Origin of the sequence: Comamonas faecalis (assembly GCF_039538025.1) — a bacterium.
Taxonomy (GTDB): Bacteria; Pseudomonadota; Gammaproteobacteria; order Burkholderiales; family Burkholderiaceae_C; genus Comamonas_C; species Comamonas_C faecalis.
In genome coordinates this window covers 63,470-89,384 of sequence record NZ_BAABBP010000012.1, presented here as the reverse complement: position 1 = coordinate 89,384, position 25,915 = coordinate 63,470, and the positions used below count along the sequence as shown (strand labels likewise).

The following is a 25,915-nucleotide window of genomic DNA, read 5'->3' as shown; positions in this document are numbered from 1 at the left end:
CGCCTGCATCAGCCGAACTGCCCAGCCCTTTATGCCCCTCCGGCGATGTGCCGGGCAATCGCCTCGCCCACCTCGGTCGTGCCGGCGCTGCCGCCCAGGTCGGGTGTGCGCGGGCCGCTGCGCAGCACGGCTTCGATCGCGCTGACGATGGCGTCGTGCGCCGCGCGGCCCGCGCCCTGGCCGCCGGTCAGGTGGTCGAGCATCAGCGCGCCTGACCAGACCATCGCAATCGGGTTGGCGATGTTCTTGCCGTAGATGTCGGGCGCCGAGCCGTGCACCGGCTCGAACAGGCTCGGGAATTGGCGCTCGGGGTTGAGGTTGGCCGACGGCGCCAGGCCGATGGTGCCGGTCGTCGCCGGCCCCAGGTCCGACAGGATGTCGCCAAACAGATTGGTTGCGGCCACCACGTCGAAGCGCTCGGGCTGCAGCACGAAGCGCGCGGCCAGGATGTCGATGTGGTGCTTGTCCCAGGCGACGCCCGGGTAGTGCGCGGCCATGGCCTCGGCCTGCCTGTCCCACCAGGGCATGCTGATCGCGATGCCGTTGCTCTTGGTGGCCAGCGACAAGTGCTTCTTCGGACGGCTTTGCGCCAGGTCGAACGCGTATTTCAACAGCCGCTCGGCGCCCACGCGCGAGTAGACCGACTCCTGCACCACGATCTCGCGCTCGGTGCCCTCGAACATCACGCCGCCCAGCGCGGTGTATTCGCCCTCGGTATTCTCGCGCACCACCAGGTAGTCGATGTCGCCGGGCTTCTTGCCCGCCAGCGGGCAGGGCACGCCGTCGAACAGGCGCACCGGGCGCAGGTTGATGTACTGGTCGAACTCGCGGCGGAACTTCAGCAGGCTGCCCCACAGCGACACATGGTCGGGCACGGTGTCCGGCCAGCCCACGGCGCCAAAGTAGATCGCATCCATGCCCGATAGCTGCGCCTTCCAGTCGTCCGGCATCATCTGGCCGTGCTGGGCGTAGTATTCGCAGCTTGCCCACTCGAAGGCGTGCAGTTCCAGTGCCAGGCCAAAGCGCGTGGCCGCGGCCTGCACGGCGCGCAGGCCCTCGGGCATGACCTCGCGGCCAATGCCGTCGCCGGCGATGACGGCAATGCGGTGGGAGCGGGGCATGGGCGGTCTCCTCCTGAAATCGTTGTGGTTTGCTCTTGGGAATCAACCCGCCAGCGCTGCCTTGACTGCGGCGCTGGCCGCGCCCATGTCGGCCTTGCCGGCCAGGCGGGCCTTGACCGCGCCCATGACCTTGCCCATGTCGGCGGGCGACGTGGCGCCCAGCTCGGCAACGATGGCTTGCACCGCCTGGCGCACCTCGTCGTCCGACATGCGCGCCGGCAGGTAGGCCTGCAGCACGGTGGTTTCGGCCTTTTCCTGATCGGCCAGATCCTGGCGGCCCGCTGCCTCGAAGGCGGTGATGCTGTCCTTGCGCTGCTTGAGCATTTTGTCGAGCACGGCGATGACGGCGGCGTCGTCCAGCTCGATGCGCTCGTCCACCTCTTTTTGCTTGATCGCCGCCAGCAGCAGGCGGATGGTGGCCAGGCGCGCGCTGTCCTTGGCGCGCATCGCGGTCTTCATGTCTTCGGTTATCTGTGCTTTCAGGCTCATGGCGTGCTCCAAAGTGAATGCGGAAAACAAAAAACCCGCGCCAGGCGTCCCGAGCGCGGGTTGATTGGGGCGCAGTGAAACGCCGCGCTGTATCAGTACAGCTTCTTGGGCAGCTGCATGCTGCGCACGCGCTTGTAGTGGCGCTTGACGGCTGCGGCCTTTTTGCGCTTGCGCTCGGCCGTGGGCTTTTCGTAGAACTCGCGGGCGCGCAGATCGTTGAGCAGGCCCAGCTTTTCGATGGTGCGCTTGAAGCGGCGCAGGGCCACGTCAAAGGGTTCGTTTTCTTTTACACGAATGGTCGTCATCAGTGAAGGTATCCAGAAATGATTGTGCCGGCAGCGGGTTGGCAGGAAGATCGGGCCTGTCAGCCTTGCGCGGCGGTTGTGCCCCGTCTCGTAACTAGTATTTGGCCGGCGGGGCGATTGCCAGCAAAGTCGGGCATTATAACCGTCAAACTGTCTTTGGCAAGGCCTGCGCGCAGGCCAGGGCGCTGGCCCAGGCCCACTGGAAGTTGTAGCCGCCCAGCCAGCCGGTGACGTCGACCACCTCGCCGATGAAGTACAGCCCTGGTTGCCCCCGCGCCTGCATGTCCTGCTGCTGCAATGCCTGCACGTCCACGCCGCCCAGCGTCACCTCGGCCTTGCGCCAGCCTTCGGTGCCCGACGGCGTGATGCGCCAGTCGGCCAGCTGCGCCGCCAGCTGCAGCAGCGCCTTGTCGCTGGCCTCGTTCACCGGGCGCTGCCATGCCGGCTCTTGCGCGCACCAGGCGTCGGCCAGGCGCGCGGGCAGCCACTGCGCGAGCAGGTTGGCGATGTGTTTCTTTGACTGCGCCTTGGCCTGCAGCAACTCCTGCGCCAAGTCCACGCCCGGCGCCAGGTCGATGTGCAGCGCCTGGCCGGCGTGCCAGTAGCTGGAGATTTGCAGCACCGCCGGCCCGGACAGTCCGCGGTGGGTGAACAGCAGGTCTTCGTCGAACGCCATGCGCTGCTTTTTCTCGCCGCAGGCAATGCGCACCGGCAGGCTGACGCCGGCCAGCTGCGCGTAGGACGCCCACTGCTGGGCGTCGAAGGTCAGCGGCACCAGGCCGGGGCGCAGCGCGGTGACCGGCAGGCCGAACTGGCGTGCCAGGCGGTGGCCAAGGTCGGTCGCGCCGATCTTGGGGATGGACAGACCGCCGGTGGCGACGACCAGGCTGGGCGCCTCTGCCGGGCCGCGTTCGGTATCCAGTAAATAGCTGCCGTGGGCAGCGTCGAACGACACCTTCCGAATCTGGCAGGGCTGCAGGTGCTCGACGCGCCCGCGCGCGCATTCGGCCAGCAGCAGGTCGATGATGGCCTGCGCCGAGCCGTCGCAGAACAGCTGGCCCTTGTGCTTTTCATGCCAGGCGATGCCGTGGCGCTCGACCAGGACGATGAAATCCTGCGGCGTGTAGCGCGCCAGCGCCGAGCGGGCAAAGCGCGGGTTGGTGCCCACGTAGTGCTGCTGCGGCGCACGCGCGTCCAGCAGCCGGTTGGTGAAATTGCAGCGCCCGCCGCCGGAGATGCGGATCTTCTCGGCCACGCGCGCGGCGTGGTCGAGCAGCAGCACGCGCAGGCCGCGCTGGCCGGCGACGGCGGCGCACATCAGGCCGGCCGCGCCCGCGCCCAGCACGATGGCGTCATACCGCTGGGCTGCCGTCATGGCGCACCGCCCAGCATGCCCAGGCCAGCGAGCATGACGACCAGGATGAGCAGTGGCGTGACCCAGCGCAGCAGCCAGCCCAGGATGCGCGCCAGCGCGGCGTTGGCGGTCCGTCCCTGGCTGGACAGCGCCTGGGCGAAGGCGCGGTCGCCCCAGACCCAGCCGACGAACAGCGCCAGCGCAATGCCGCAGGTAGGCATCAGCAGGTTGGAGGACAGGTGGTCGGCCCAGTCGAACAGGCTGCGCCCGCCGGGGCGAAAGTGCGCCAGCAGGTTCAGGCTGAGCGCGCAGCCCGCGCCCAGCACCATCAGCACCGCCAGCGTGGCCAGGATGGCCGTGGGCCGGCGCCAGTGCAGGTGCTCGCACAGGATGACGACCGGCACCTCCATGATCGAGAGCATGGCGCCGGTGGCGGCGATGGCCGTGAGCACGAAGAACACGGCCAGCAGCACCGCGCCGCCGGGCATTTGCGCGAACACCGCGGGGATGGTGATGAACACCAGCGCCGGGCCGGCGCTGGGCGCAAAGCCCAGGCTGAACACGGCCGGGAAGATGGCCATGCCCGCCAGCAGCGAGACGCCCAGATCGGCCAGCATCACGCGGGTGGCGGTGGCCGGGATGTTCTGGCCGGGCGTGAAGTAGCTGCCGTAGGTCATCATCGTGCCGATGCCGATCGACAGCTTGAAGAAGGCCAGCCCCATTGCGGTGAGCACGACGGCGGGCGTGATGCGGCTCCACTCGGGCTTGAACAGAAAGGCCAGCGCCTGCGCCGTGCCCGGCAGCGTCAGGCTGTAGGCGCCCAGCAGCAGTAACAGCACGAACAGCAGCGGCATGAGCTTGCGGGTCATGGCCTCGATGCCGCCGCGCACGCCCATCAGCAGGATGGCGCTGATGAACACCAGCACCGCCCATTGCCACAGCACGGTCTGCAGCGGCGAGGCGATCAGCGCGTCGAACGTGGCCTGGGTGCGCCCCGGATCGGCGTGCAGCAGGTTGCCCGTCAAGGCCTTGAACATGTAGGCGAAGACCCAGGCGACGACCTCGGAGTAGAACGACAGGATGAGCAGGGCCGCGGCTACGCCGGCTACGCCGATCAGCCACCAGGGCAGGCGTGCATCCTCGGGCGTGAGCTGGCGCAGCGCGCTGATGGGGTTGGCGCGCGCCTGGCGGCCCATGGTGATCTCGGCAATCATCACCGGCAGGCCGATCAGCAGCGTGGCCAGCAGGTAGACCAGCAGAAAACCGGCGCCGCCGTTGGCGCCGGTGAGCGACGGGAACTTCCAGATGTTGCCCAGGCCCACGGCCGAGCCGAGCGTGGCGGCCAGGGCGCCGAAGCTGGACGAAAAACCGCCGCGAGGGGCGGCGGGGCGGGAACCGGTGGTGCGCATGGGCGGTGCGCCGGCGGGCGCTGGCAGGTGTCGGATGTCGGGCGGGGCGCAGGAGGCGCGAAAGGGGCGCCATTGTGCCCCAAGGCCGTGGCCGCGCCCCGTGGCGCAGTTCAATCCGCGCCGCTCGTGCCGTTATCCGCCCGTGGCTGCGCGGTGTCCGCGCCGCGCCACTGCCCGCCCAGCGCGCGGTATAGCGCGACGCGGTTGTCCTGCTCGGCCTGTTGCAGCGCGATCAGGCCTTGCTGGGCCGCGTACAGGCTGCGCTGGGCGTCGAGCACGGACAGGTAGTTGTCGGCGCCCAGGCGCCAGCGCGCTTGCGACAGTTCCAGCGCCTGCTCGCTGGCCGCCACCAGCGACTGCTGCGCCTGCAGGCGCTCGTCCAGCGTGACGCGGTCGGCCAGCGCGTCGCGCACCTCGCGGAATGCGCTCTGGATGGCTTTCTCGTACTGCGCCTGGGCGCTGTCGCGTGCCAGCTCGGCGGCGCGCAGGTTGGCGCGGTTGCGCCCGCCGTCCAGCAGCGGCAGGCGGATCTGCGGGGCAAAGCTCCAGGTGCCGTTGCCGCCGGCAAACAGCCGCGAGAGTTCGTCGCTGGCGGTGCCGGCCGAGGCAGTGAGCGTGATGCTGGGAAAGAACGCTGCGCGTGCCACGCCGATCTGCGCGTGGCTGGCCACCAGCGTGCGCTCGGCCGCCTGCACGTCGGGGCGCGCCAGCAGCACGCTGGATGGCAGGTTTGGCGCCACCGCGGGCAGCGCGGTGACGGGCGCGGTCAGCAGCGCCCGGTGCGCCTGCTCGGTCATCGCGCGGGTGGCCTGGTCGAGCGATGGGGCAGCCGGTGCCGGGACGTCTGCAGTGGCGCTGGGCGGCAGCCACTGCGCGGGCACCGGGCCGCCGGCCAGCAAGTCCAGCGCGTTGCGGTCGCGCGCCACCTGGGCCTGGGTGGCGGCCAAGTCGACGCGGGCGCTGTCCACCGTGGTCTGCACCTGCGCCAGCGTCAGCGCGGACGCTGCGCCCAGGCGGTGGCTTTGCTCCGTCAGCTGCAGTTGCTGCTGGCGCGCCTGCAGCGTGGCGCGGGCCAGTTGCAGGCGTCGGGCGTCGGCGTCCAGCGCCACCCAGGCCTGGGTCAGCTCGGCCACCAGCGCAATGCGCGCGCTTTGCAGGTTGTCCTGGCTGCGCAGAAATTCCTGCAGCGCCGCTTCGTTGAGGTTGCGCACGCGGCCCCAGAAGTCGATCTCGTAGCTGGCCAGGCCGATGCTGGCGCTGTACTGGCTGGTGGTGCTGGCGCGGCCTGCGGCGGTGAGGTCGTCCGCGGTGCGTGCGCGGCTGGCGCCGGCGCCAGCGCTCACCGTCGGCCACAGGTCGGCGCGCGAGACGCCGTACAGCGCCCGTGCGCGCTCGACGGCCAGCAGCGACTGGCGCAGGTCGCGGTTGTCGGCCAGCGCCTGGCCCAGCAGCGCGCGCAGGCGCGGTGGCTGCACAAAGGCCTGAGGGCCGGGCGCGGGTAGGGGCGCTGCGTTTGCGGGCTGCTTGGGGGCGCCTGCGTCCAGCCGTGCGGGCACGGGCAGGGCGGGGCGCTCGTAGTCGGGGGCCAGCGACATGCAGGCCGTCAGCAGCAGTGGCGCTGCGGCCAGCAGCGCCAGGCGGCGGGAGTGGGGGGGTGCGGTGGTCATGGCGTGGCGGGCGTGGCCGGGGTGTCTGCGGCGGCATCGGCAGCGCGGCGCGTGAACGCGCGGCGCACGACCAGGAAGAACACCGGCACGAAGAAGATGCCCAGAATCGTCGAGAACACCATGCCGCCGAGCACCGCGGTGCCGATGGCGTGGCGCCCGCCGGCGCCGGCGCCGGTGCCCAGCGCCAGCGGCAGCACGCCAAAGCCAAAGGCCAGCGACGTCATCAATATGGGGCGCAGGCGCATGCGCACTGCCTGCACCGTGGCGTCGATCAGGGAGAGGCCGCGCTCCTGCAGCTGCACCGCGAACTCGACGATCAGGATGGCGTTCTTGGACGCCAGCCCCACGGTGGTCAGCAGGCCGACCTGGAAGTACACGTCGTTGGCCAGGCCGCGGGTATAGGTGGCAATCAGCGCGCCGATCACGCCCAGCGGCACGGCCAGCATGACCGAGAACGGTACGCTCCAGCTTTCGTACAGCGCGGCCAGGCACAGGAAGACGAAGAGGATGGAGACCGCGTAGAGCAGCGGAGCCTGCTGGCCCGACTGGCGCTCCTGCAGCGACGCACCGGTCCATTCCATGCCGATGCCCGGCGGCATGGTGCGCATGATGCGCTCGATCGCGTCCATCGCGTCGCCCGAGCTGGCGCCGGCGGCGGTGCCCGCCTGCATCTCCAGCGCCGGGCTGCCGTTGTAGCGCATCAGCTGGGGCGAGCCGCTGGACCAGGCGGTGGTCGAGAACGCCGCCAGGCGCACCATTTCGCCCTTGTTGTTGCGCACCGCCCACCGGCCGATGTCCTGCGGCAGCATGCGGTACGGCGCGTCGCCCTGGATGTAGACGCGCTTGACGCGGCCGTGGTGGATGAAGTCGTTGACGTAGGTGCCGCCCATGGCGCTGGACAGCAGGCTGTTGACGTCGGCCGTCGCCACGCCCAGCGCCGCGGCCTTGCGGTCGTCGACCTGCACGCGCAGCTCGGAGGTGTCGTCAAAGCCGGTGGTGCGCGTGTTGATCAGCGAGGGCTCGTCCTGTGCCGCGGCGATCATGTCGTCCTTGGCCTTGACCAGCGCCGCGTGGCCCAGGCCGTTCAAGTCCTTGAGCACGAAATTGATGCCTGCCTCCGAGCCCAGGCCGCGCACCGGCGGCGGCAGCGTGACGAAGATGCGTGCGTCGCGGATATGGGCCAATTCCTGCGTCGCCTTGCGCGCGATCGCTTCCGACGACTGCTCGGCCAGCGGGCGCTCGTCCCACGAGGTCAGGCGCACGAACATGCTGCCCGAGCTCTGGTTGCCGTTGAAGCCGAAGATGGCGTTGGTGCTGAAGACCTCGGGCATGTCCTTGAAGTACAGCCGGATCTGGTCCATCACCTCCTGCAGGCGTGCGTCGGTGGCGCCCGAGGGCAGGGTGACGTTGACGCGCACGAAGCCCTGGTCCTCGTTGGGCAGGAACGACGTGGGCAGGCGGTGGAACATGAAGGCCACGGCCGCCAGCACCACGGCGAACAGCACCGTCATGCGGCCGGTGCGGCGCAGCAGGCGCGCGACCGAGCCCTGGTAGCGGTTGCTCGACGCGTCGAAGTGGCGGTTGAACCAGACGAAGAAGCGGTCGAGCAGGCCCAGCGGCCCGCGGCGCAGCGCGCGCTGGCCGTGGGCGTGCGGCAGGGGCTTCAAGATGGTGGCGCACAGCGCCGGCGTGAGCGTGAGCGCGACGAACACCGACAGCGCCATGGCTGCGACGATGGTGACCGAGAACTGGCGGTAGATGACGCCCACCGAGCCGGCAAAAAAGGCCATCGGGATGAATACCGCCGACAGCGTCAGGCCGATGCCGACCAGTGCCGGCGTGATCTCGGCCATCGACTTGCGCGTGGCCTCCTTGGCCGGCAGGCCCTGTTCGCTCATCACGCGCTCGACGTTCTCGACCACGACGATGGCGTCGTCCACCAGCAGGCCGATGGCCAGCACCAGCGCGAACATGGTCAGCATGTTGATCGAGTAGCCCAGCACCGACAGCACGCCCAGCGTGCCCAGCAGCACGACGGGCACTGCAATCGCCGGGATCAGCGTGGCGCGCAGGTTCTGCAGAAAGATGAACATCACCAGCGTGACCAGCACCATGGCCTCGGCCAGGGTCTTGAGCACCTCCTTGATCGAGGCGCGCACGAAGGGCGTGGAGTCGGAGCTGACGAAGCCGGTGATGCCGTCAGGGAAGTATTGCGACAGCTCCTTGATCTTGGCGGCCACGTCGTCTGCCACCTTCATTGCGTTGGCGCCGTCGGCCAGCACGATGCCCAGACCCGCGCCGGGCTGGCCGTTGAGGATGGAGCGCACCGTCAGGTTGTCCGCCGCCAGCACCACACGCGCCACGTCGGCCATGGTGACCACGGCGCCGCCGGGCGTTGACTTGAGCACGATGGCCTTGAACTCGTCCACCGTCTGCAGCTTGGTGCGCGCAGTGACCGTGGCGTTGAGCATCTGGCCGGCAACGGCCGGCAGGTCGCCCAGCTGGCCGGCCGAGACCTGGGCGTTCTGCGCGTTCAGTGCCGCCGCCAGGTCGGACGGCATCAGCGCGTATTTCTCCATCAGCGCCGGATCCATCCAGATGCGCAGCGCGTACTGCGTGCCGAAGACGAACACGTCGCCCACGCCGTCGATGCGCGCGATCACGTCGACCACGTTGCTGTTGAGGTAGTCGCCAATCGTCACCTGCGAGACGCTCGGGTCGGGCGAGGTGAAGACGTAGGTGACGAGGAAGTCCTGGCCGCCCTTGTTGATGAACACGCCGCGGCTCTTGACCGCGTCGGGCAGGCGGTTCATTGCGCCCTGCATCTTGTTCTGCGCCTGCACCTGGGCCACGTCGATGTCGGCGCCCGGTGCAAAGGTCAGCGTGGTGCGCGAACGTCCGGCCGAGTCGCTGGTCGAGCTCATGTACAGCAGGTTGTCCAGGCCCTTCAACTGCTGCTCGATGACCTGGGTGACCGAGTTCTCCACCGTCTCGGCCGATGCGCCGGTGTAGGTGGTGTTGATGGTCACGCGCGGCGGCGCGATGTCGGGGTACATCTCCAGCGGCAGCGTGAAGATGGACATGGCGCCGGCGAGCATGATGACGATGGCCAGCACCCACGCGAACACCGGGCGGTTGATGAAAAACTGCGCCATGGCGGGGAATCTTTCTCAGGCGGCGGGGCGTTCAGGCGTGGCGGTGCTCACAGGAGCCGCGGCCGGCTGGGGCGGTGCCGGCGGCTGCCACGGCACGGGGGTGACCGCGTCGCCGGCGCGCACGCGCTGCGAGCCGTCGACCAGGATGCGGTCGCCCGCCTGCAGGCCCGAGAGCACCTCCCAGCGGTTGCCCACGGCCGCGCCGGTGGTGATGCGCCGCTGCTCGATCCTGTCGTCCGGCGTGACCAGCAGCACCGAGGCGTTGCCCGCCGGGTCGCGCGTCACCGCCTGCTGCGGCGCCAGCAGCGCCGCCTCGTTCACGCCAGCCTCCAGCACCGCGCGCACATACATGCCGGGCATCAAGAGGCCGCCCGGGTTGGGCACGGTCGCGCGCAGCGTCACCGTGGCGGTGCCGGGATCGACCTGCACGCCGTTGAACTGCAGTCGCGCGCGGTGCGCGTAGCGCGTGCCGTCGTCGAGCACGATGGTCACGCGCGCGTCGTCCTGCCCCTCGCGCACGAAGCGCCCCTGCGCCAGCGCCTCTTTCAGGCGCAGCACCTCGGTGCTGGGCTGGACGATGTCCACGTACAGCGGGTCGGTCTGTGTCACCGTGGTCAGCGCCTGCGCCTGGTTGGCCGTCACGAGCGCGCCGGGCGTGACCGTGGAGGTGGCGGTGCGACCGGCAATCGGCGAGCGGATCTGTGTGTACGCCAGGTTGATCTGCGCGGTCTTCACCGCCGCCTGCGCGACGGCCACGTCCGACTGCGCCAGCTGCAGCGCGGCCTGGCCGTCGTCGTACTGCTGGCGGCTGATCGCGTCGATCCTGACCAGCTCGGCGTTGCGCTGCGCGTTGGTCTGCGCCATGCCCAGGTTGGCGCGCGCCTTGGACAGCTGCGCCTGCGCGCTGGCCAGCTGGGCCTCGTAGGTGGCCGCGTCGATCTGGTACAGCGGCTGGCCGGCCTTGACCGTCGCGCCCTCGGTGAACAGCCGCTTTTGCACGATGCCGCCGACCTGCGGGCGGATCTCGGCGGACAGAAAGGCGTTGGTGCGCCCGGGCAGCTCGGTCGTCACCACGTGGCGCTCGGTCTGCAGCGTGACCACGCCCACCTGGGCCGGCTCGGCCGCTTGTGGGCCGGTGTCCGGGCCGCCTGGCCCGCAGGCGGCCAGCGTCAGCACCAGTGCCAGAGCGCCCACGCGGGCGGCGGCGCAGCGCCAGGAAACAGAAGGGCAGGGCGGCGCAGCGCCGGTGCGACGGGATACGGAGGTCATGGTTGGGGCGATCGCAGTGACTGGGGGCGCGCGGCCCCGGCCCGCACTGTCGCACACTGCGTCGGCTTCGAGGCGGGGAAGCGGTTCTTCTTCATGATTCTTTACACAATTCGAGATGATTTTTTACATCGAAGGCCAGCGCGGCCGTGAACCGCGGTGGTACCCGGCAGCGCTGCTTTGTGCTTCGCGGCGCTTGTCTGCAATGATGCGTTTCGGGTTTGGGCGGCGCACGGCGCAACGAACCGCACGCGCAGGATTGTCAACCATGGTTGCAAAAGGCCGCATGCGGAGTCGGTGTGCCCCCGTGTAGCGCTAGGATGACCGGTTCTTCTATAAAGCACAAAGGCCAGCCATGACGACGCAGACTCCCGACTCCCCGTTGGTTCAGCAACTGATGGAGCAGCTGCAGGGTGCGCCGCTGCAGCAGATTGCACAGCAATTGGGCACCAGCGAGCAGCAGGCGGGTAGCGCCGCCGCCATGGCGCTGCCGGTGTTGCTGGGCGCGCTGGGGCGCAACACGCAAGATGCTCAGGGCGCGCAGGCGCTGCTCGGTGCGCTGCAGCGTGACCACACGCCAGCGGCCGGGCTGGCCGGCGCGCAGGGGGCGCTGGATCTGGGTGGGCTGCTGGGCGCCGTGCTTGGCGGCGCGCCTGCGGGCGGTGCCGGTACGGCGGGCGCCGGCGGCCTGGGCGCTGGCGCGGCCATTCTGGGGCACATGCTGGGCGCGGGCCGCGGCCAGGTCGAGTCGGGGCTGGGCCAGGCGACTGGCCTGGGCGCGCAGGCTGGCCCGCTGCTGCAGATGCTGGCGCCGCTGGTCATGCAGTTCCTGGGCCAGCGCGTGCAGGGCGGCGGGCTGGACGCCTCGGGCCTGGGCCAGATGCTGGGCCAGGAGCGCGCGCAGCTGCAGCGGCCGGGCTCTCCCGCCGGCGACCTGCTGGGTCGCCTGCTCGACCAGGACGGCGACGGCCAGTTCGGCATGGGCGATCTGCTCAAGATCGGTGCCGGCCTGCTGGGCGGGCGCAGGTAACCGGCACGGCCTTGGCAAGCGGGCGTTGCCCCTCTTGCCTGGCGCGCAAATTTGCGGCGACACTGGCAGGGTTTACCCACCGCCACGGAGCAGGCCATGACGACGGTTGCCGAAATTCTCAAATCCAAACCCAGCGCACAGATTCACAGCGTCGCACCGACCGATACGGTGCTGACCGCCCTGCGCCTGATGTCCGACAAAGGCATTGGCGCGCTGCTGGTGATGCAGGGCGAGCAGATCGCCGGCATCTTCACCGAGCGCGACTACGCTCGCAAGGTGGTGCTGCTCGGGCGCAGCTCGGGCGATACGCCGATCAGCGAGGTCATGACCCGCGCGGTGCGCTTCGTGCACCCCGACCAGACGGCCGAACAGTGCATGGCCCTGATGACAGACCACCGCCTGCGCCACCTGCCGGTGATCGACGCCGAGAACGGGGGCCTGGTCGGGCTGGTCTCGATCGGCGACCTGGTCAAGAGCGTGATCTCGGCGCAGCAGTTCATCATCGAGCAGATGGAGCAGTACATCACCGGCAGCCATCGGTGATGGGCGCTGCCTGGCGGCGGTACCGTAAGAGCGTAAACACGCTCTTACGCCGCCAGCACGCGGTTCTTGCCTGACTGCTTTGCCAGGTACATCGCCCGGTCGGCGCGCTCAAGCGCGCCGCTGCTGTCTTCGTGCGCCTGCATTTGCGCCACGCCGGCGCTGAAGGTGATGAGCACGCGCTCCCGGTTGGCCAGGAAGTAGCGCGTGGTCAGCTCGCGTTGCAGGCGCTGCATGGCCTGCACCGCCTCGGCCACCTGGGTGTCGGGCATCACGATGACGAACTCTTCGCCACCGTAGCGCGCCAGCTGGTCCTGCGGGCGCATCACGGTGCGCGTGGTGTCGACCAGGTGCTTGAGCGCGGCGTCGCCCGTCGCGTGGCCCAGGCGGTCGTTGAGCGCCTTGAAGTTGTCCAGGTCCAGCAGCGCCACGCACAGGGGCGCGTCGTTGCGCCGTGCGCGCGCCACCTCGCGTGACAGGGCTTCTTCCATGCCCTTGCGGTTGAGCGTGCCGGTCAGCGGGTCGTGGCGCGCCTGGGTGCTGGCGTCTTTCAGCGCCTGGCGCAATTGCACGATTTGCACATGCGTGGCGTCGGTGCGTTCGCGCAGGTCGTGCAGCTCGCCGGCCGCAACCTTGCTTTGCAGCGCCATGGCGCGCACCGCGGACATGACCTCTTCGAGCAGCGGCGTGATCTCGTGCAGCTGCGTGGCGTGGCCGATGCGCGCCGCGCACTGCTCCAACTGCGCGTGATGGGCCGAGCTGGAGGCGTCCATCTTGCTCAGCCGGTCGATGAACAACGCCAGCAGCTCCTTCATCTGCGCCTGCGCCTGCAGCTCGCGGTCGCGCGCCTCGGCCTGCTTGCCGATCACGTCCTTGAGGCGCTGCTGCACCTCATTGAGGCGGCGCAGCGACAGCGGCGGCGTGCTGGCCTGCTGCAGCGCCTGCGCCTGGCCCTGCATCCACTGGTCGTCGGGGCTGAGCAGCGCGATGTTTTCAAACACCAGCTGCAGCAGCTGTGCCAGTGCGGCGCGCACGCCGGCCTGATCCTCGGTGGCAAACGACAGGCGGTAGGCGAAGTTGTTGAGCAAGGGCTCCAGCGCCGTGGCCGACACCTGGGGCTGGCGCAGGTGCTGCGCCAGCTCGCGCGCCATCTGCAGAATGCGGGTGTCGTCCTCGCCCAGCGCCGGCAGGGTGTTCTCCACCAGGCGGGCGATCTGCTCGGCCAGCGTGGCCGGCAGCGACTGCGCCCGGGCCTCGGGGCCGGCGTTTGCCGCGGCGACCTCCACCGTCTTCAGCCCCAGGTTGGCGTAGCCGACCAGCGTGTTCTGCAGCATGGCCCAGCTTTGCGCGGCGACGGCGCTCTTGAACTGTTCGAGCAGGCGTTTTTGCGCTGCCGTCTGGCCCGGCAGCACGCTGTGGATCTGCGCCAGCTGTGTTTGCGGAAAGGCCGCTGCCGTGGCAGGTGCCTGGCCGGACACCTCGTGGTACAGCGTCTGGAAATTTTCGGGCGTGGGCACCATGCGGCGCGCCGCCAGCAGCTTCAGCGTTTCGCGCGCGAGGACGGAGGGTGGGGTTTCGGCCATGAAGGGGGCAGCTCAAAACGACAGGCGCCAAGTGTAGCGAGTGCGCCTGCCGTCAAGGCGGCGCCGCATCCCCCCTTCGGTTGCGCCTCAGTTGACCAGCACCAGCTTGCCTTTGACCGCGCGCGAGCCCATGCGTGCATAGGCCTGGGGCAGCTGCGCCATTGGCAGCGTGGCGTCGATCACCGGTTTGATCTTGCCCTCGCGGTACCAGCGCACCAGTTCGGCCATCATCGCGGCATTGGCCTGTGGTTCGCGCTTGGCGAACTCGCCCCAGAACACGCCGACGATGGACGCGCCCTTGAGCAGCGGCAGGTTCAGCGCTAGCTGCGGAATGGGGCCGGCGGCAAAGCCGATGACGAGGTAGCGCCCGCGCCAGGCGATCGAGCGCAGCGCCGGCTCGGCGAAGTCGCCGCCCACCGGGTCGTAGACCACGTCCGGGCCCTTGCCCTCGGTCAGCGCCTTGAGCGTCTCGCGCAGATCCTGCTGGCTGTAGTTGATCACGGCGTCGGCGCCCACCTGGCGGCACAGCTCGCATTTTTCGTCGCTCGACGCCGCGGCGATCACGCGCGCTCCGGCGGCCTTGGCGATCTGGATGGCAGCCGTGCCCACGCCGCCGGCCGCGCCCAGCACCAGCACGGTCTCGCCCGCCTTGAGCTGGCCGCGATCCATCAGTGCGTGCCAGGACGTGGCGTAGGTCATGATGAAAGCGGCTGCGTCGACGGCCGGAAAACCGTCGGGCAGTGCAATGCAGCGCCATGCGGGTGCGACCACGTGGGTGGCAAAGCCGCCCGTGCCCATCAGGCAGGCCACGCGCTGGCCGGCCTGCAGGTGCTTCACGCCTTCGCCCACGGCGCGCACCACGCCGGCAAATTCGGCGCCCGGCACGAAGGGCAGCGGCGGCTTGATCTGGTATTTGTTCTGCACGATCAGCAGATCGGGAAAGTTGAGACTGGCCGCCTCGATCTCGATCAGCACCTCGCCCGCGGCCGGTGCGGGCGTGGGCAGTTCGGTCCAGGTCAGGGCGTCGACGCCGGTGGGTTGGGTGCACAGCCAGGCATGCATGGCGGGGTCTCCTTGGATGTTCGTGTCGGACAAAGGCGGGCGCGGGCGGCGCTCATAAGAGCGTAAACACGCTCCAAGGCGGCAATGATAGGAGGGGCTCCATCCGCGGCTTTGTCCCTTGAGCGACGGCCGCGCCACCTACAATCGCGGCCACTGTCACCGCTACCCATGAATATTCTTCTGTCCAATGACGACGGCTACCAGGCGCCCGGCATCGTCGCACTGCACCAGGCGCTCGGCCGTTTTGCCGACGTGCAGGTCGTCGCGCCCGAGCACAACAACAGCGCCAAGTCCAACGCACTGACGCTGAACGCGCCGCTGTACGTGCACCAGGCGGGCAACGGTTTTCGCTACGTCAACGGCACGCCGGCCGACTGCGTGCACATTGCGCTGACCGGCCTGCTGGGCGAGCGCCCCGACCTGGTGGTCTCGGGCATCAACAACGGCGCCAACATGGGCGATGACACCGTGTATTCGGGCACCGTCGGCGCGGCCATGGAGGGCTATCTGTTCGGCGTGCCGGCCATCGCTTTCTCGCTGGTCGACAAGGGCTGGGGCGAGCTCGAGGCGGCCGCGCAGCGGGCTGCACAAATCGTAGAGCAGATGCACGCCCAGCAACTCGTCGGCGCCCAGCCCTGGCTGCTCAACATCAACATTCCCAACCTGCCGCTTGCGGCCATGCGCCCGCTGCGCCTGTGCCGCCTGGGGCGGCGCCATGCGGCCGAGCGCGTGATCGAGCAGGTCAACCCGCGCGGCGAGACCATGTACTGGATCGGCAGCGCCGGCACCGCGCTGGACGCTTCCGAAGGCACGGACTTTCACGCCACGGCCCAGGGCCATGTGTCGGTCACGCCGCTGAAGGTGGACATGACCGACTACGACAAGCTCGGCTACTGGGCGCAGACCGCGGCGCGCCTGGCCGCGGCCACGTCGGCGCAGGCCTAGGGGCGGGGGCAGTGATGCAGAAACGGCCAGGATTTCCCGCCCGCATCGACACGCTGGGCGGTTCGCCGGCGCGTCCCATGCTCTCCAAGATTCCGCCCGGCGCGCCGGGGCGGCCGGCGCGCGCCGGCGTACCCGTCCCCGCGCCCATACCCCAGGGGCTGGGGCTGGACTCGGCCGCGGTGCGCGCGCGCATGGTGCAGCGCCTGGCCGCGGGCGGCATCGCCTCGCCGGCGGTGCTGCAGGCCATGGGCGCGGTCGAGCGCCACCGCTTCGTCGACACCGCGCTGGTCAACCAGGCCTACGAGGACACCAGCCTGCCCATCGGCCTGGGGCAGACCATCTCCAAGCCCAGCGTCGTCGCGCGCATGGCGGCGCTGCTGCTGGCTGCGCCCTGTGCCCAGGGCGGGCGGGGGCTGGCGCGCATCCTCGAAGTGGGCACAGGCTGCGGCTACCAGGCCGCCGTGCTGGCGCGGCTGGCGCGCGAGGTGTACACCGTCGAGCGCCTGCGCGCGCTGCACGAGAAGGCGCGCAACAACCTGCGGCCGCTGCGCCTGGCCAACGTGCACCTGATCCTGGGCGACGGCATGCTCGGCTACGCCGCTGGTGCACCCTACGACGCCATCATCTCGGCCGCCGGCGGCGACAGCCTGCCCCAGCCCTGGTGCGATCAGCTGGCCGTCGGCGGGCGTCTGGTTGCGCCCACGGTGGGGCCGCACGGGCGCCAGGCGCTGCTGGTCGTCGATCGCACGGCGCAGGGCCTGCAGCAGCAAATGCTCGAAGCGGTGCATTTCGTCCCCCTAAAATCAGGGATTGCCTGAAGGAATTGTTTATGTTGTTTTCGCGTGGACTCGTGGCTTGGTGTGGTGCATTGCTGGTGGGCGCGGGCCTGGCGGGCTGCGGCACTTCGGTCAACCGCGCTCCGGTGGAAGACCGCAGCAGCGTGGGCGCGGTGGCGCCGGCCGCGGCCGATGAGACCAAGCCGCTGCCCGGCATCGAGAACGCGGGCAAGCCGGGCTACTACACCATCCGCCCGGGCGATACGCTGATCCGCATCGGGCTGGAAACCGGCCAGAGCTGGAAAGACCTGGCGCGCTGGAACGAGTTGGAGAATGCCGACCTGATCGAGGTCGGCCAAGTCATCCGCGTCGTGCCGCCGGTGGCCGCCACGTCGGCCGCCGTCGTGGCGGGCGACACCGGCGTCGTCACCCGCCCGGTCACCCAGTCCAGCCTGGAGCCGGCCGCCGCCGACAAGACGGCAACCGACAAGGCGGCAATCGACAAGGCGGCAATCGACAAGGCGGGCGCGCCGGCAGCTCCTAGTACCACGGTCACGGCAACCCCGGCGGCTCCGGCCGCCGCCAGCACACCCGCACCGGTTGCGGGCGGCCCGGACGAAATCCGCTTTTCCTGGCCCACGCAGGGCAGCGTGCTGGCGGGCTTCGACGAGTCGCGCAACAAGGGCCTGGACATCAGCGGCAAGGCCGGAGACCCCATCCTGGCCGCGGCCGACGGGCGCGTGGTCTACGCCGGCGCCGGCCTGCGCGGCTATGGCAACCTGATCATCCTCAAGCACAACAACACCTACCTGACCGCCTACGCGCACAACCGCGCGCTGCTGGTCAAGGAGGATCAGAACGTGCGCCGCGGCCAGAAGATCGCCGAGATGGGCAGCACCGACGCCGACCGCGTCAAGCTGCACTTCGAGATCCGCCGCCAGGGCAAGCCGGTCGATCCTGCGCGCTACCTGCCGGCGCGCTGATGGCAGTGGCAGGCGCAGCCGCCAAAGAACAGCCGCTGCCCGTCAGCGACGATGAGGCGGACGACGGCGGCGCCGACACCCCCGTCGACATCGGGTACGAGACCCGCAGCATCCAGGTGCCGCCGGCGCTGCACGGCGAGCGCCTGGACAAGGTGCTTGCCCAGCTGGTGCCCGAGTTCTCGCGCAGCTATCTGCAGCAGTTGCTGGCGCTGCAGGCGGTGCAGCTCAACGGGCTGGTCGCGGGCAAGCCGTCGCAGCGCGCGCGCTCGGGCGATGCGCTGGTGGTGCAGATGCGTCCCACCGAGCAAAGCCAGGCGTTTCGCCCCGAGGCGATGGCGCTGGACGTGATCTACGAAGACGCCCACCTGCTCGTCGTCAACAAACCGGCGGGGCTGGTCGTGCACCCGGCGCCCGGCAACTGGAGCGGCACGCTGCTCAACGGCCTGCTGGCGCGCGACGCGCAGGCGGCGCAGCTGCCGCGCGCGGGCATCGTGCATCGGCTGGACAAGGACACCAGCGGCCTGATGGTCGTCGCCCGCACTCGCGCGGCAATGGATGCGCTGGTGCGCCTGATCGCCGCGCGCGAGGTCAGCCGCCAGTACCTGGCGCTGGCCTGCGGGCGCTGGCAGGGCGCGCGCCAGCGGCGCATCGACGCGGCCATCGGGCGCGACCCGCGCAACCGCCTGCGCATGGCCGTGGTCGACCTGGCGCAGCACCCGGGCAAGCCGGCGCGCACCGACGCCACGCTGCTGGCCGCCTGCGACCAGGCCAGCCTGGTGCACTGTGCGCTGCACACCGGGCGAACGCACCAGATCCGCGTGCATCTGGCGCACCTGGGCCACCCGCTGGTGGCCGATGCGCTGTATGGCGGTCGGGAGCTCGCCGGCATGCAGCGCCAGGCACTGCACGCCTACCGGCTGGGCTTTGCCCACCCCGCCACCGGCCAGCCGCTGGAGCTGCGCGTGCCGCCGCCTCACGATCTGCAGCGGGCGCTGGCGCAGCTGGGCCTGCGCTACAATGCACCGTGATGGCGGCAAGAGCCGCTGGCAGCGGGCCAAGGTGCATGCAAACCTGGCATCGCAAGCGCTCAGCCTGCGGCTGATCACGGCGCTCCCCTGATTTCATACCAACCCCCCTGGTGATGCCCACGCCCATTGCGCGGCGCATCTTCGTCGACACTGCCAAGCCATGATTACGGTGGATGCCAAACGGGTGCTGGAGGCGGCCTTGCTGTGCGCCGGCCAGCCCGTGAGCGTGCGCGATCTGCGCACGCTGTTCGACGACGCGCTGGGGGCCGACACGGTCAAGCTGCTGCTGGCGCAGCTGCAGCAGGAATGGTCGCTGCGCGGCGTGGAGCTGGTGCAGGTGGCCAGCGGCTGGCGCTTCCAGAGCCGCCCCGAGATGCGGCGCTTTCTCGATCGCCTGCACCCGGAAAAGCCTCCGCGCTACACGCGTGCGGCGCTGGAGACGCTGGCCATCATTGCCTACCGCCAGCCGGTCACGCGCGGCGACATCGAGGAGATTCGCGGCGTGACCGTGAACAGCCTGATCATCAAGCAGCTGGAAGACCGCGGCTGGGTCGAGGTGGTGGGCCACCGTGACACCGTGGGCCGCCCGGCGCTGCTGGCCACGACGCGCCAGTTCCTCGACGACCTAGGGCTGGCCTCGCTGACCGGCCTGCCGGCGCTGGAGGAGGTTGCCGCGAGCGAGCAGGTGCTGGCGGCGTGGGGTGAAGCGGCTGGCGAAGAGGTACCGCCGGGCACGGACGGCGAGGCCGGGGCGAAGTCCCTGCCCGCGCAGGTGGGCCCACCCGAGGAAGTACGAGATGCCCTGGCTGCAGCCGAGTTGCAGCCGGGCGAGGACGATGCGGCGCACGCCCCGAGCGTGCCCGGCGACGATACACAGCCGCACGCAGGTGGCGGTGCAGGAGAGAGTGATGACGACCGAGCATGACCCGCAGAACCCGCCGGTGACGGCCCAGGTGCCCGCTATGCCCGAGGCGGCCCGGCCGCCCGCAAGCGCCGAGGCACAGCCCGACCCGGATGGCTCGCAGGCCGAGGCGCCGCGCGCCCCTGGGCCGGGCCGCGCGATGAAGGCGCGCCACCCCTACCGCAGAAAACATGTGCAGGACCAGGCGCCCGGAGGCGACGCGGCGGGACAGGATCCGCAGCGGGAAGCAGCGCGCGGACGCGGCCCGGCGCGGCCCGGCCAGCAGGACGACGGCTACCGCTTCGACGACGTGGTCTCGGGCAAGCTCGACGAAGACGACGCCGACGCCAGCGTCGCGCCGGCCAAGCGCGTGCTCAAGCCCCAGCCCGAGACGCCCAAGCTGCACAAGGTGCTGGCGCAGGCGGGCATGGGATCGCGCCTGGAGATGGAGCGCCTGATCCTGGAGGGGCGCATCTCGGTCAACAACGAGCCGGCGCACATCGGCCAGCGCGTGCAGTACGGCGATCAGGTCAAGGTCAACGGCAAGCCGATCCGCTTTCGCATCGACCCGCCGCCGCTGCGCGTCATCGCCTACCACAAGCCCGCTGGCGAGGTGGTCACCAACGACGACCCGCACAACCGCCCGACCGTGTTTCGCAAGCTGCCGCGCCTGATGCAGGGCAAGTGGCAGTCGGTGGGGCGCCTGGACCTGAACACCGAAGGCCTGCTGCTGCTCACCAGCTCGGGCGACCTGGCCAATCGCCTGATGCACCCGCGCTTCGGCCTGGAGCGCGAGTACGCGGTGCGCGTGCTGGGAGCGCTCAGCAACGAGGAAAAGCAGCAGCTGCGCGATGGTGTGCAACTGGACGACGGCATGGCCGCGTTCACCTCGATCGAGGACGGTGGCGGCGAGGGCGCCAACTGCTGGTACCGCGTGACGATTGCCGAGGGGCGCTACCGCGAGGTGCGCCGCTTGATCGAGTCGCTGGGCCACGCGGTGAGCCGGCTGATCCGCATCCGCTACGGCGCCATGCAGCTGCCGCGCGGCCTCAAGCGCGGCACCTGGATGGAGCTCGACGAGCGCGACATCCAGGCGCTGCAACAGGCCGTGGGCATGCCGGCCGCGCCGCGCCGCGCCGCCGAGCAGGGCAGTGGCCGCGGCGGCGCGCGCCCGGGCGGCAAGCGCGGGTCGCAGCAGCGCGCGCCCGGCGCCAACGCGCGCGGCGGTGACCGCAACAGCGAGCGCGGCGGCGCGGCCCAGCCCGACCCGATGAAGACTTCGGTGGGCTACATCGGCGCCGACAGCCTGATGCGCCAACGCCAGCAGCAGCGCAACAACCGTTCGCGCCGCGGCGGCCGGTAAGCGCCACCCCGGAGCCGGCATCGGGGCTATTGCGAAAAGTTAAAATCTCCCGTTTTGCCCAAAAAGCAAACCCTCTTTTCAAACCATCCACAGGAAAAACCATGGCTATCGAACGCACCCTCTCCATCATCAAGCCCGACGCCGTCGCCAAGAACGTGATCGGCCAGATCTACGCACGCTTCGAGGCCGCCGGCCTGAAGATCGCCGCCGCCCGCATGATCCACCTCTCGCGCGCCGAGGCCGAGCAGTTCTACGCCGTGCACAAGGAGCGTCCCTTCTTCAAGGATCTGGTCGAATTCATGATCTCCGGCCCGGTGATGGTGCAGGCGCTCGAAGGCGAGAACGCCATCCTGAAGAACCGCGAGCTGATGGGCGCGACCGACCCCTCCAAGGCCGAGGCCGGCACGATTCGCGCCGACTTTGCCGACAGCATCGACGCCAATGCGGTGCACGGCTCGGACGCGGCCGAGACCGCTGCCGTCGAAGTGGCCTTCTTCTTCCCTGGCCTGAACATCTACGCCCGCTGAGCGGGCGGGCGGCGCGCCGGGCAGGCAGCGCCGTGCGACATAGGAAAAACGAGCGCCATGACCACGAACTTGCTGGATTTCGACCTCGATGGCATGGCCGCTTTTTGCGAGCGGCTGGGTGAGAAGCGCTTTCGCGCCACGCAGCTGTTTCGCTGGATCCACCAGCGCGGGGTGGCCGACTTCGACCAGATGAGCGATCTGGCCAAGAGTCTGCGCGACAAGCTCAAGGGCTGCGCCCACGTGGCGGCGCCGCCGGTGATGAGCGAGCACGCTTCGCGCGACGGCACCGTCAAGTGGCTGTTCGACATGGGTGGCGGCAACGCCATCGAGACCGTCTTCATCCCCGAGGACGACCGCGGCACGCTGTGCATCTCCTCGCAGGCGGGCTGCGCGGTGGGCTGCCGCTTTTGCTCCACCGGCCACCAGGGCTTCAGCCGCAACCTGACCAGCGGCGAGATCGTCGCCCAGCTGTGGTTTGCCGAGCACGCGCTGCGCGCACGCCTGGGCCGCAGCGACCGCGTGATCACCAACGTCGTGATGATGGGCATGGGCGAGCCGCTGCAGAACTACTCGGCGCTGGTGCCGGCGCTGCGCACCATGCTGGCCGACCACGGCTATGGCCTGTCGCGCCGGCGCGTGACGGTGTCGACCTCGGGCGTCGTGCCGATGATCGACCGCCTGGCGCTCGATTGCCCGGTGGCGCTGGCCGTCTCGTTGCACGCGCCGTTCGATGCGCTGCGCGACGACCTGGTGCCGCTGAACCGCAAATACCCGCTGCACGAGCTGCTGGCCGCGTGCCGGGGCTACCTGCAGTACGCGCCGCGCGACTTCATCACCTTCGAATACTGCATGCTCGACGGCGTCAACGACCAGCCCGAGCACGCGCGCGCGCTCATCGAGCTGGTCGGCCCGCGCGGCAGTGACCCGGTGGCGTGCAAGTTCAACCTGATTCCGTTCAACCCCTTTCCCGCATCGGGCCTGAAGCGCTCGCCGCAGCCGCAGGTGGCGGCGTTTGCCCGCATGCTCGGCGACGCCGGCATCGTGACCACGGTGCGCAAGACGCGCGGCGACGACATCGACGCCGCCTGTGGCCAACTGGCCGGCGACGTCAAGGATCGCACCCGCGTGCACGAACGCATGGCGCGGCTGCGGATCGTGAAAACACGCAGCGCATCCTGACTGCAGGGTGCGCCAGACATGGGAGCAATGCATGAGTCGTGACGCAGCAACGCACCGCTGGCTGCTGGCCGCGGTGCTGGCCGGCGCACTGGCGGGCCTGGGCGGCTGCGCCAGCCAGATCGGGGGCGCCGGCGCGTCCGCGAGCGGGCAGGCCGCATCGAGCAGCGAGGCAGACATCCAGCGGCGCGCGCGGTTGCGCCTGGAGCTGGCGGTCACCTACCTGGAGTCGGGCAATCTGCCGGTGGCGATGGAAGAGGCCAACCAGGCACTGGCCACCGACCCGGGCTACGCCGACGCCTACCATGTGCGCGGCCTGGTCTACATGGCGCAGCAGGATCTGGCGCATGCCGAGACCGACCTCAAGCGCGCCCAGGGCATGAAGCCCAATGACCCCGACATCCAGCAAAACCTGGGCTGGCTGCTGTGCCAGCGCGGGCAGTACGCGCAGGCCAATGCCTTGTTCGAGCGCGCGCTGGCGGCGCCCGGCTATCTGCAGCGCAGCCGCACATTCCTGTCGCAAGGCATGTGCCACCAGCGTGCCGGCCAGCTGGCCGAGGCCGAGCAGGCCGTGCTGCACGCCTACGAGATCGACGCCGGCAACCCGCTGGTCGGCTATCACCTGGCATCCATCATCTTTGCCCGGGGCGACGCCCAACGCGCACGGTTCTACGTCCGGCGCATCAACAACAGCGAGGCGGCCAACGCCGAGTCGCTGTGGCTGGGCGTGAAGATCGAGCGCGCGCTCAAGGACCTGGTCGCGATGCGCCAGCTCGGCGACCAGCTGCAGCGGCGCTTCCCCCAGTCGCGCCAGACGCTGGCGCTGGAGCGGGGGGCGTTCGATGAGTGATTTCTCTCCGCTGCAGCAGGCGGCGGACACCAATGCCCCGGCGGCGCAGCCCACCGCCGGGCAGCTGCTGCGCCAGTACCGCGAGGCGGCGGGCGTGTACCTGCCGGCGCTCGAAGGCGTGCTCAAGGTGCCGGTGTTCAAGCTGCAGGCGCTCGAAGCCGACCAGTACGATGCGTTTCCCGACGCGGCCTTTCTGCGGGCGCTGGCGTCCAGCATGTGCCGTGCGCTTCAGGTCGATGCCGCGCCCGTGCTCGCGCTGCTGCCGCACAACCACCTGGCGCCGCTGACCGCGGGCGAGGGCATCAACGCCAGTTTCAAGGATCGCCACGAGCGCGCCTCGCAGGCGGCGCTGGGCCATTCGCCCAAGAACCGCATCATCGGTATCGCGGTCGCGCTGCTGTTGCTGGCGGCGCTGGTCGTGGTGCTGTTGCCCTCGTCGGTGCTCGAACGCATTGGCCAGTTGACCGGGCGCGGCGGCACGGACGCGGCGCAGGCCGTAACGCCGGCGCAACCCGCCGACATGCCGGCGGCGCCCGCCGAGCCGCCCGCTGAAGATCCATTGCCCGAGGAGTCCGGGCCTGAAGAGCCCGCTGCCGCGTCGACGTCGGCGCAAAGCGGCGGGCAGCCGCCAGAGACGGCGGCGCAGGCGACCTTGCCTGCGCTGGATGCCGTGCCCGTGGCGGCGCAAACGCCCACGCTGCAGACCGTGCCAGACGCAGTGCAGGCTGCCAGCACGTCCCCGGATGCGGTCATGGATACGGCTCAAAATGGTGCCATTGATGGCGTACCGGCCGGCGCGCTGGTGCTGCGTACCCGGGCATCGTCGTGGGTGCAGGTGCGCGACGCTTCGGGCGCCGTCGTGCTGGAGAGAATCATGGGCGCGGGCGACAGCGCCCAGGTGCCGGGCGACGCGCCGTGGAAGGTCGTCGTCGGCCGCGCCGACGCCACCGAGGTGCTGGTGCGCGGCAAGCCGCTGGATCTGGCCGCGCTGGCGCGCGACAACGTCGCCCGTTTCGAGGTGAATTGAATGAACACATTGAATGAAGCCTGGCTGGCCGGCGAGCAGCCGGTGGCCATGGTTGCCCCCGCCAAGCGCATGACGCGCCAGGCGCGCGTGGCCTGGAAGGAGCGCGTCGTCACCGTCGGCGGCGGTGCGCCGGTGCGCGTGCAGTCGATGACCAATACCGATACCGTCGACATCGACGGCACGGTGCGCCAGGTGGCGCAGCTGGCGCAGGCGGGCTCGGAGCTGGTGCGCATCACGGTGAACACGCCCGAGGCGGCGGCTGCCGTGCCCGCGATCCGCGAGCGTCTGGACGCCATGGGTGAGCTGGTGCCGCTAGTGGGCGACTTCCACTACAACGGCCACCGCCTGCTGACCGAGTTTCCCGAATGCGCGCAGGCGCTGTCCAAATACCGCATCAACCCCGGCAACGTCGGCAAGGGCGACAAGCACGACAAGCAGTTCGCCCAGATGATCGAGGCGGCCGTGCGCTGGGACAAGCCGGTGCGCATCGGCGTGAACTGGGGCAGCCTGGATCAGGAGCTGCTCACCGCGCTGATGGACGCCAACGGCCGGCGCGCCCAGCCCTGGGACGTGCGCCAGGTGATGTACGAGGCGCTCATCGTCTCGGCCCTGCAGTCGGCGCAGCGCGCCGAGGAACTGGGGCTGGACGGCAGGCAGATCATTCTGTCGTGCAAGGTCAGCGGTGTGCAGGATCTGATTGCCGTCTACCGCGGGCTTGCACAGCGCTGCGACTACGCGCTGCACCTGGGGCTGACCGAGGCCGGCATGGGCACCAAGGGCATCGTCGCGTCGACCGCGGCGATGGCCATCCTGCTGCAGGAAGGCATTGGCGAGACGATCCGCGTGTCGCTCACGCCCCAGCCGGGCGAGGCGCGCACGCAGGAGGTGGTCACCGCCTCGGAGATTTTGCAGTCGCTGGGCCTGCGCGCCTTCGTGCCCAGCGTCACCGCCTGCCCGGGTTGCGGGCGCACGACGAGCACCGTGTTCCAGGAGTTGGCCAAGCAGATCGATGACTATCTGCGCGCGCAGATGCCTGTCTGGCGCGAGAGCTACCCCGGCGTCGAGCGCATGAAGGTGGCCGTGATGGGCTGCATCGTCAACGGCCCGGGAGAGAGCAAGCATGCCGACATCGGCATCAGCCTGCCGGGCACGGGCGAGGCGCCGGTGGCGCCGGTGTTCATCGACGGCGCCAAGGCCATGACGCTGCGCGGCGAGCGCATTGCCGAGGAATTCCAGGCCATCGTGCTCGACTATGTCGAGCGCCGCTATGGCAAGCAGGGGTGAGCGGGCATGGCTTGCGGGCGCCGTGCGCGCCCGGGCGACTGCATCCCTTTCGTGACGGCTGCGGCCCTTGCCGG

General features: G+C 69.9%; 23 protein-coding genes. 13 read left to right on the top strand and 10 right to left on the bottom strand.

Going from position 1 to position 25,915, the window contains the following annotated elements:
* Positions 1–29: 29 nt before the first annotated feature.
* The 8 genes from ABD767_RS08715 to ABD767_RS08680 form a co-directional block, all read right to left on the bottom strand.
* A complete protein-coding gene (locus ABD767_RS08715) occupies positions 30–1,121 on the bottom strand; it encodes a tartrate dehydrogenase (RefSeq protein ID WP_103044922.1) in 1,092 nt (363 codons plus the stop codon).
* Between the two features lie 42 nt (positions 1,122–1,163).
* Positions 1,164–1,610, bottom strand: a complete 447-nt coding sequence (locus ABD767_RS08710) for a GatB/YqeY domain-containing protein (protein WP_103044923.1) — start codon at positions 1,608–1,610, stop codon at positions 1,164–1,166.
* Between the two features lie 92 nt (positions 1,611–1,702).
* On the bottom strand, positions 1,703–1,915 hold the full coding sequence (rpsU, locus tag ABD767_RS08705; protein WP_103044924.1) for a 30S ribosomal protein S21: 213 nt from the start codon (positions 1,913–1,915) through the stop codon (positions 1,703–1,705).
* Positions 1,916–2,060: 145 nt separating this feature from the next.
* The gene (locus tag ABD767_RS08700) at positions 2,061–3,290 is read right to left on the bottom strand and encodes an aminoacetone oxidase family FAD-binding enzyme (protein ID WP_103044925.1); all 1,230 of its coding nucleotides are present in this window, start codon (positions 3,288–3,290) and stop codon (positions 2,061–2,063) included.
* A complete protein-coding gene (locus ABD767_RS08695) occupies positions 3,287–4,678 on the bottom strand; it encodes a sodium-dependent transporter (protein WP_103044926.1) in 1,392 nt (463 codons plus the stop codon). The genes ABD767_RS08700 and ABD767_RS08695 overlap by 4 nt, the downstream gene beginning before the upstream one ends.
* A 110-nt stretch (positions 4,679–4,788) precedes the next feature.
* Positions 4,789–6,345, bottom strand: a complete 1,557-nt coding sequence (locus ABD767_RS08690) for an efflux transporter outer membrane subunit (protein ID WP_103044927.1) — start codon at positions 6,343–6,345, stop codon at positions 4,789–4,791.
* Positions 6,342–9,500 (bottom strand): efflux RND transporter permease subunit, encoded by a 3,159-nt coding sequence (locus ABD767_RS08685; protein WP_103044928.1) that lies wholly within the window; start codon positions 9,498–9,500, stop codon positions 6,342–6,344. The genes ABD767_RS08690 and ABD767_RS08685 overlap by 4 nt, the downstream gene beginning before the upstream one ends.
* A 15-nt stretch (positions 9,501–9,515) precedes the next feature.
* The gene (locus ABD767_RS08680) at positions 9,516–10,769 is read right to left on the bottom strand and encodes an efflux RND transporter periplasmic adaptor subunit (RefSeq protein WP_103044929.1); all 1,254 of its coding nucleotides are present in this window, start codon (positions 10,767–10,769) and stop codon (positions 9,516–9,518) included.
* A 352-nt stretch (positions 10,770–11,121) separates the two neighbouring features.
* Here ABD767_RS08680 and ABD767_RS08675 point away from each other — a divergent pair, with 352 nt between their 5' ends.
* Positions 11,122–11,796: a DUF937 domain-containing protein gene (locus ABD767_RS08675; RefSeq protein WP_103044930.1), complete on the top strand. Its 675-nt coding sequence runs from the start codon at positions 11,122–11,124 to the stop codon at positions 11,794–11,796.
* A 96-nt stretch (positions 11,797–11,892) separates the two neighbouring features.
* Positions 11,893–12,339, top strand: coding sequence for a CBS domain-containing protein (locus ABD767_RS08670; protein WP_103044931.1), 447 nt, complete (start codon positions 11,893–11,895; stop codon positions 12,337–12,339).
* A gap of 44 nt (positions 12,340–12,383) precedes the next feature.
* Here ABD767_RS08670 and ABD767_RS08665 read toward each other — a convergent pair whose 3' ends face one another.
* Positions 12,384–13,919, bottom strand: coding sequence for a diguanylate cyclase (locus ABD767_RS08665; RefSeq protein WP_103044932.1), 1,536 nt, complete (start codon positions 13,917–13,919; stop codon positions 12,384–12,386).
* Positions 13,920–14,006: 87 nt separating this feature from the next.
* Positions 14,007–14,981, bottom strand: a complete 975-nt coding sequence (locus ABD767_RS08660; RefSeq protein ID WP_103044933.1) for a zinc-binding dehydrogenase — start codon at positions 14,979–14,981, stop codon at positions 14,007–14,009.
* Positions 14,982–15,149: 168 nt separating this feature from the next.
* Between ABD767_RS08660 and surE the strand changes: the two genes are divergently transcribed.
* From surE to ispG, 11 genes are all read left to right on the top strand, one after another.
* Complete coding sequence (surE, locus tag ABD767_RS08655; RefSeq protein ID WP_103044934.1) at positions 15,150–15,926, top strand: 5'/3'-nucleotidase SurE; 777 nt, start codon at positions 15,150–15,152, stop codon at positions 15,924–15,926.
* A 14-nt stretch (positions 15,927–15,940) separates the two neighbouring features.
* The gene (locus tag ABD767_RS08650; RefSeq protein ID WP_103044935.1) at positions 15,941–16,744 is read left to right on the top strand and encodes a protein-L-isoaspartate(D-aspartate) O-methyltransferase; all 804 of its coding nucleotides are present in this window, start codon (positions 15,941–15,943) and stop codon (positions 16,742–16,744) included.
* 11 nt (positions 16,745–16,755) lie between these two features.
* A complete protein-coding gene (locus ABD767_RS08645; protein ID WP_103044936.1) occupies positions 16,756–17,685 on the top strand; it encodes a peptidoglycan DD-metalloendopeptidase family protein in 930 nt (309 codons plus the stop codon).
* The gene (locus tag ABD767_RS08640; protein WP_103044937.1) at positions 17,685–18,713 is read left to right on the top strand and encodes an RluA family pseudouridine synthase; all 1,029 of its coding nucleotides are present in this window, start codon (positions 17,685–17,687) and stop codon (positions 18,711–18,713) included. The genes ABD767_RS08645 and ABD767_RS08640 overlap by 1 nt, the downstream gene beginning before the upstream one ends.
* A 160-nt stretch (positions 18,714–18,873) precedes the next feature.
* The gene (gene scpB / locus ABD767_RS08635) at positions 18,874–19,638 is read left to right on the top strand and encodes an SMC-Scp complex subunit ScpB (RefSeq protein WP_103044938.1); all 765 of its coding nucleotides are present in this window, start codon (positions 18,874–18,876) and stop codon (positions 19,636–19,638) included.
* On the top strand, positions 19,622–20,977 hold the full coding sequence (locus tag ABD767_RS08630; RefSeq protein WP_344869249.1) for a pseudouridine synthase: 1,356 nt from the start codon (positions 19,622–19,624) through the stop codon (positions 20,975–20,977). The genes scpB and ABD767_RS08630 overlap by 17 nt, the downstream gene beginning before the upstream one ends.
* Before the next feature lie 101 nt (positions 20,978–21,078).
* Positions 21,079–21,504, top strand: a complete 426-nt coding sequence (gene ndk, locus ABD767_RS08625) for a nucleoside-diphosphate kinase (RefSeq protein WP_103043828.1) — start codon at positions 21,079–21,081, stop codon at positions 21,502–21,504.
* A 57-nt stretch (positions 21,505–21,561) separates the two neighbouring features.
* Complete coding sequence (gene rlmN / locus ABD767_RS08620) at positions 21,562–22,683, top strand: dual-specificity RNA methyltransferase RlmN (RefSeq protein WP_103043829.1); 1,122 nt, start codon at positions 21,562–21,564, stop codon at positions 22,681–22,683.
* 31 nt (positions 22,684–22,714) lie between these two features.
* Positions 22,715–23,530 carry a type IV pilus biogenesis/stability protein PilW gene (pilW, locus tag ABD767_RS08615; protein ID WP_103043830.1) on the top strand — a complete coding sequence of 272 codons (816 nt, stop codon included), beginning with the start codon at positions 22,715–22,717 and terminating at the stop codon, positions 23,528–23,530.
* Complete coding sequence (locus tag ABD767_RS08610; RefSeq protein WP_103043831.1) at positions 23,523–24,557, top strand: RodZ domain-containing protein; 1,035 nt, start codon at positions 23,523–23,525, stop codon at positions 24,555–24,557. Before pilW ends, ABD767_RS08610 begins: the two co-directional genes overlap by 8 nt.
* A 48-nt stretch (positions 24,558–24,605) precedes the next feature.
* Positions 24,606–25,841, top strand: a complete 1,236-nt coding sequence (gene ispG / locus ABD767_RS08605; protein ID WP_425549907.1) for a flavodoxin-dependent (E)-4-hydroxy-3-methylbut-2-enyl-diphosphate synthase — start codon at positions 24,606–24,608, stop codon at positions 25,839–25,841.
* The last annotated feature ends 74 nt before the right edge of the window (positions 25,842–25,915 follow it).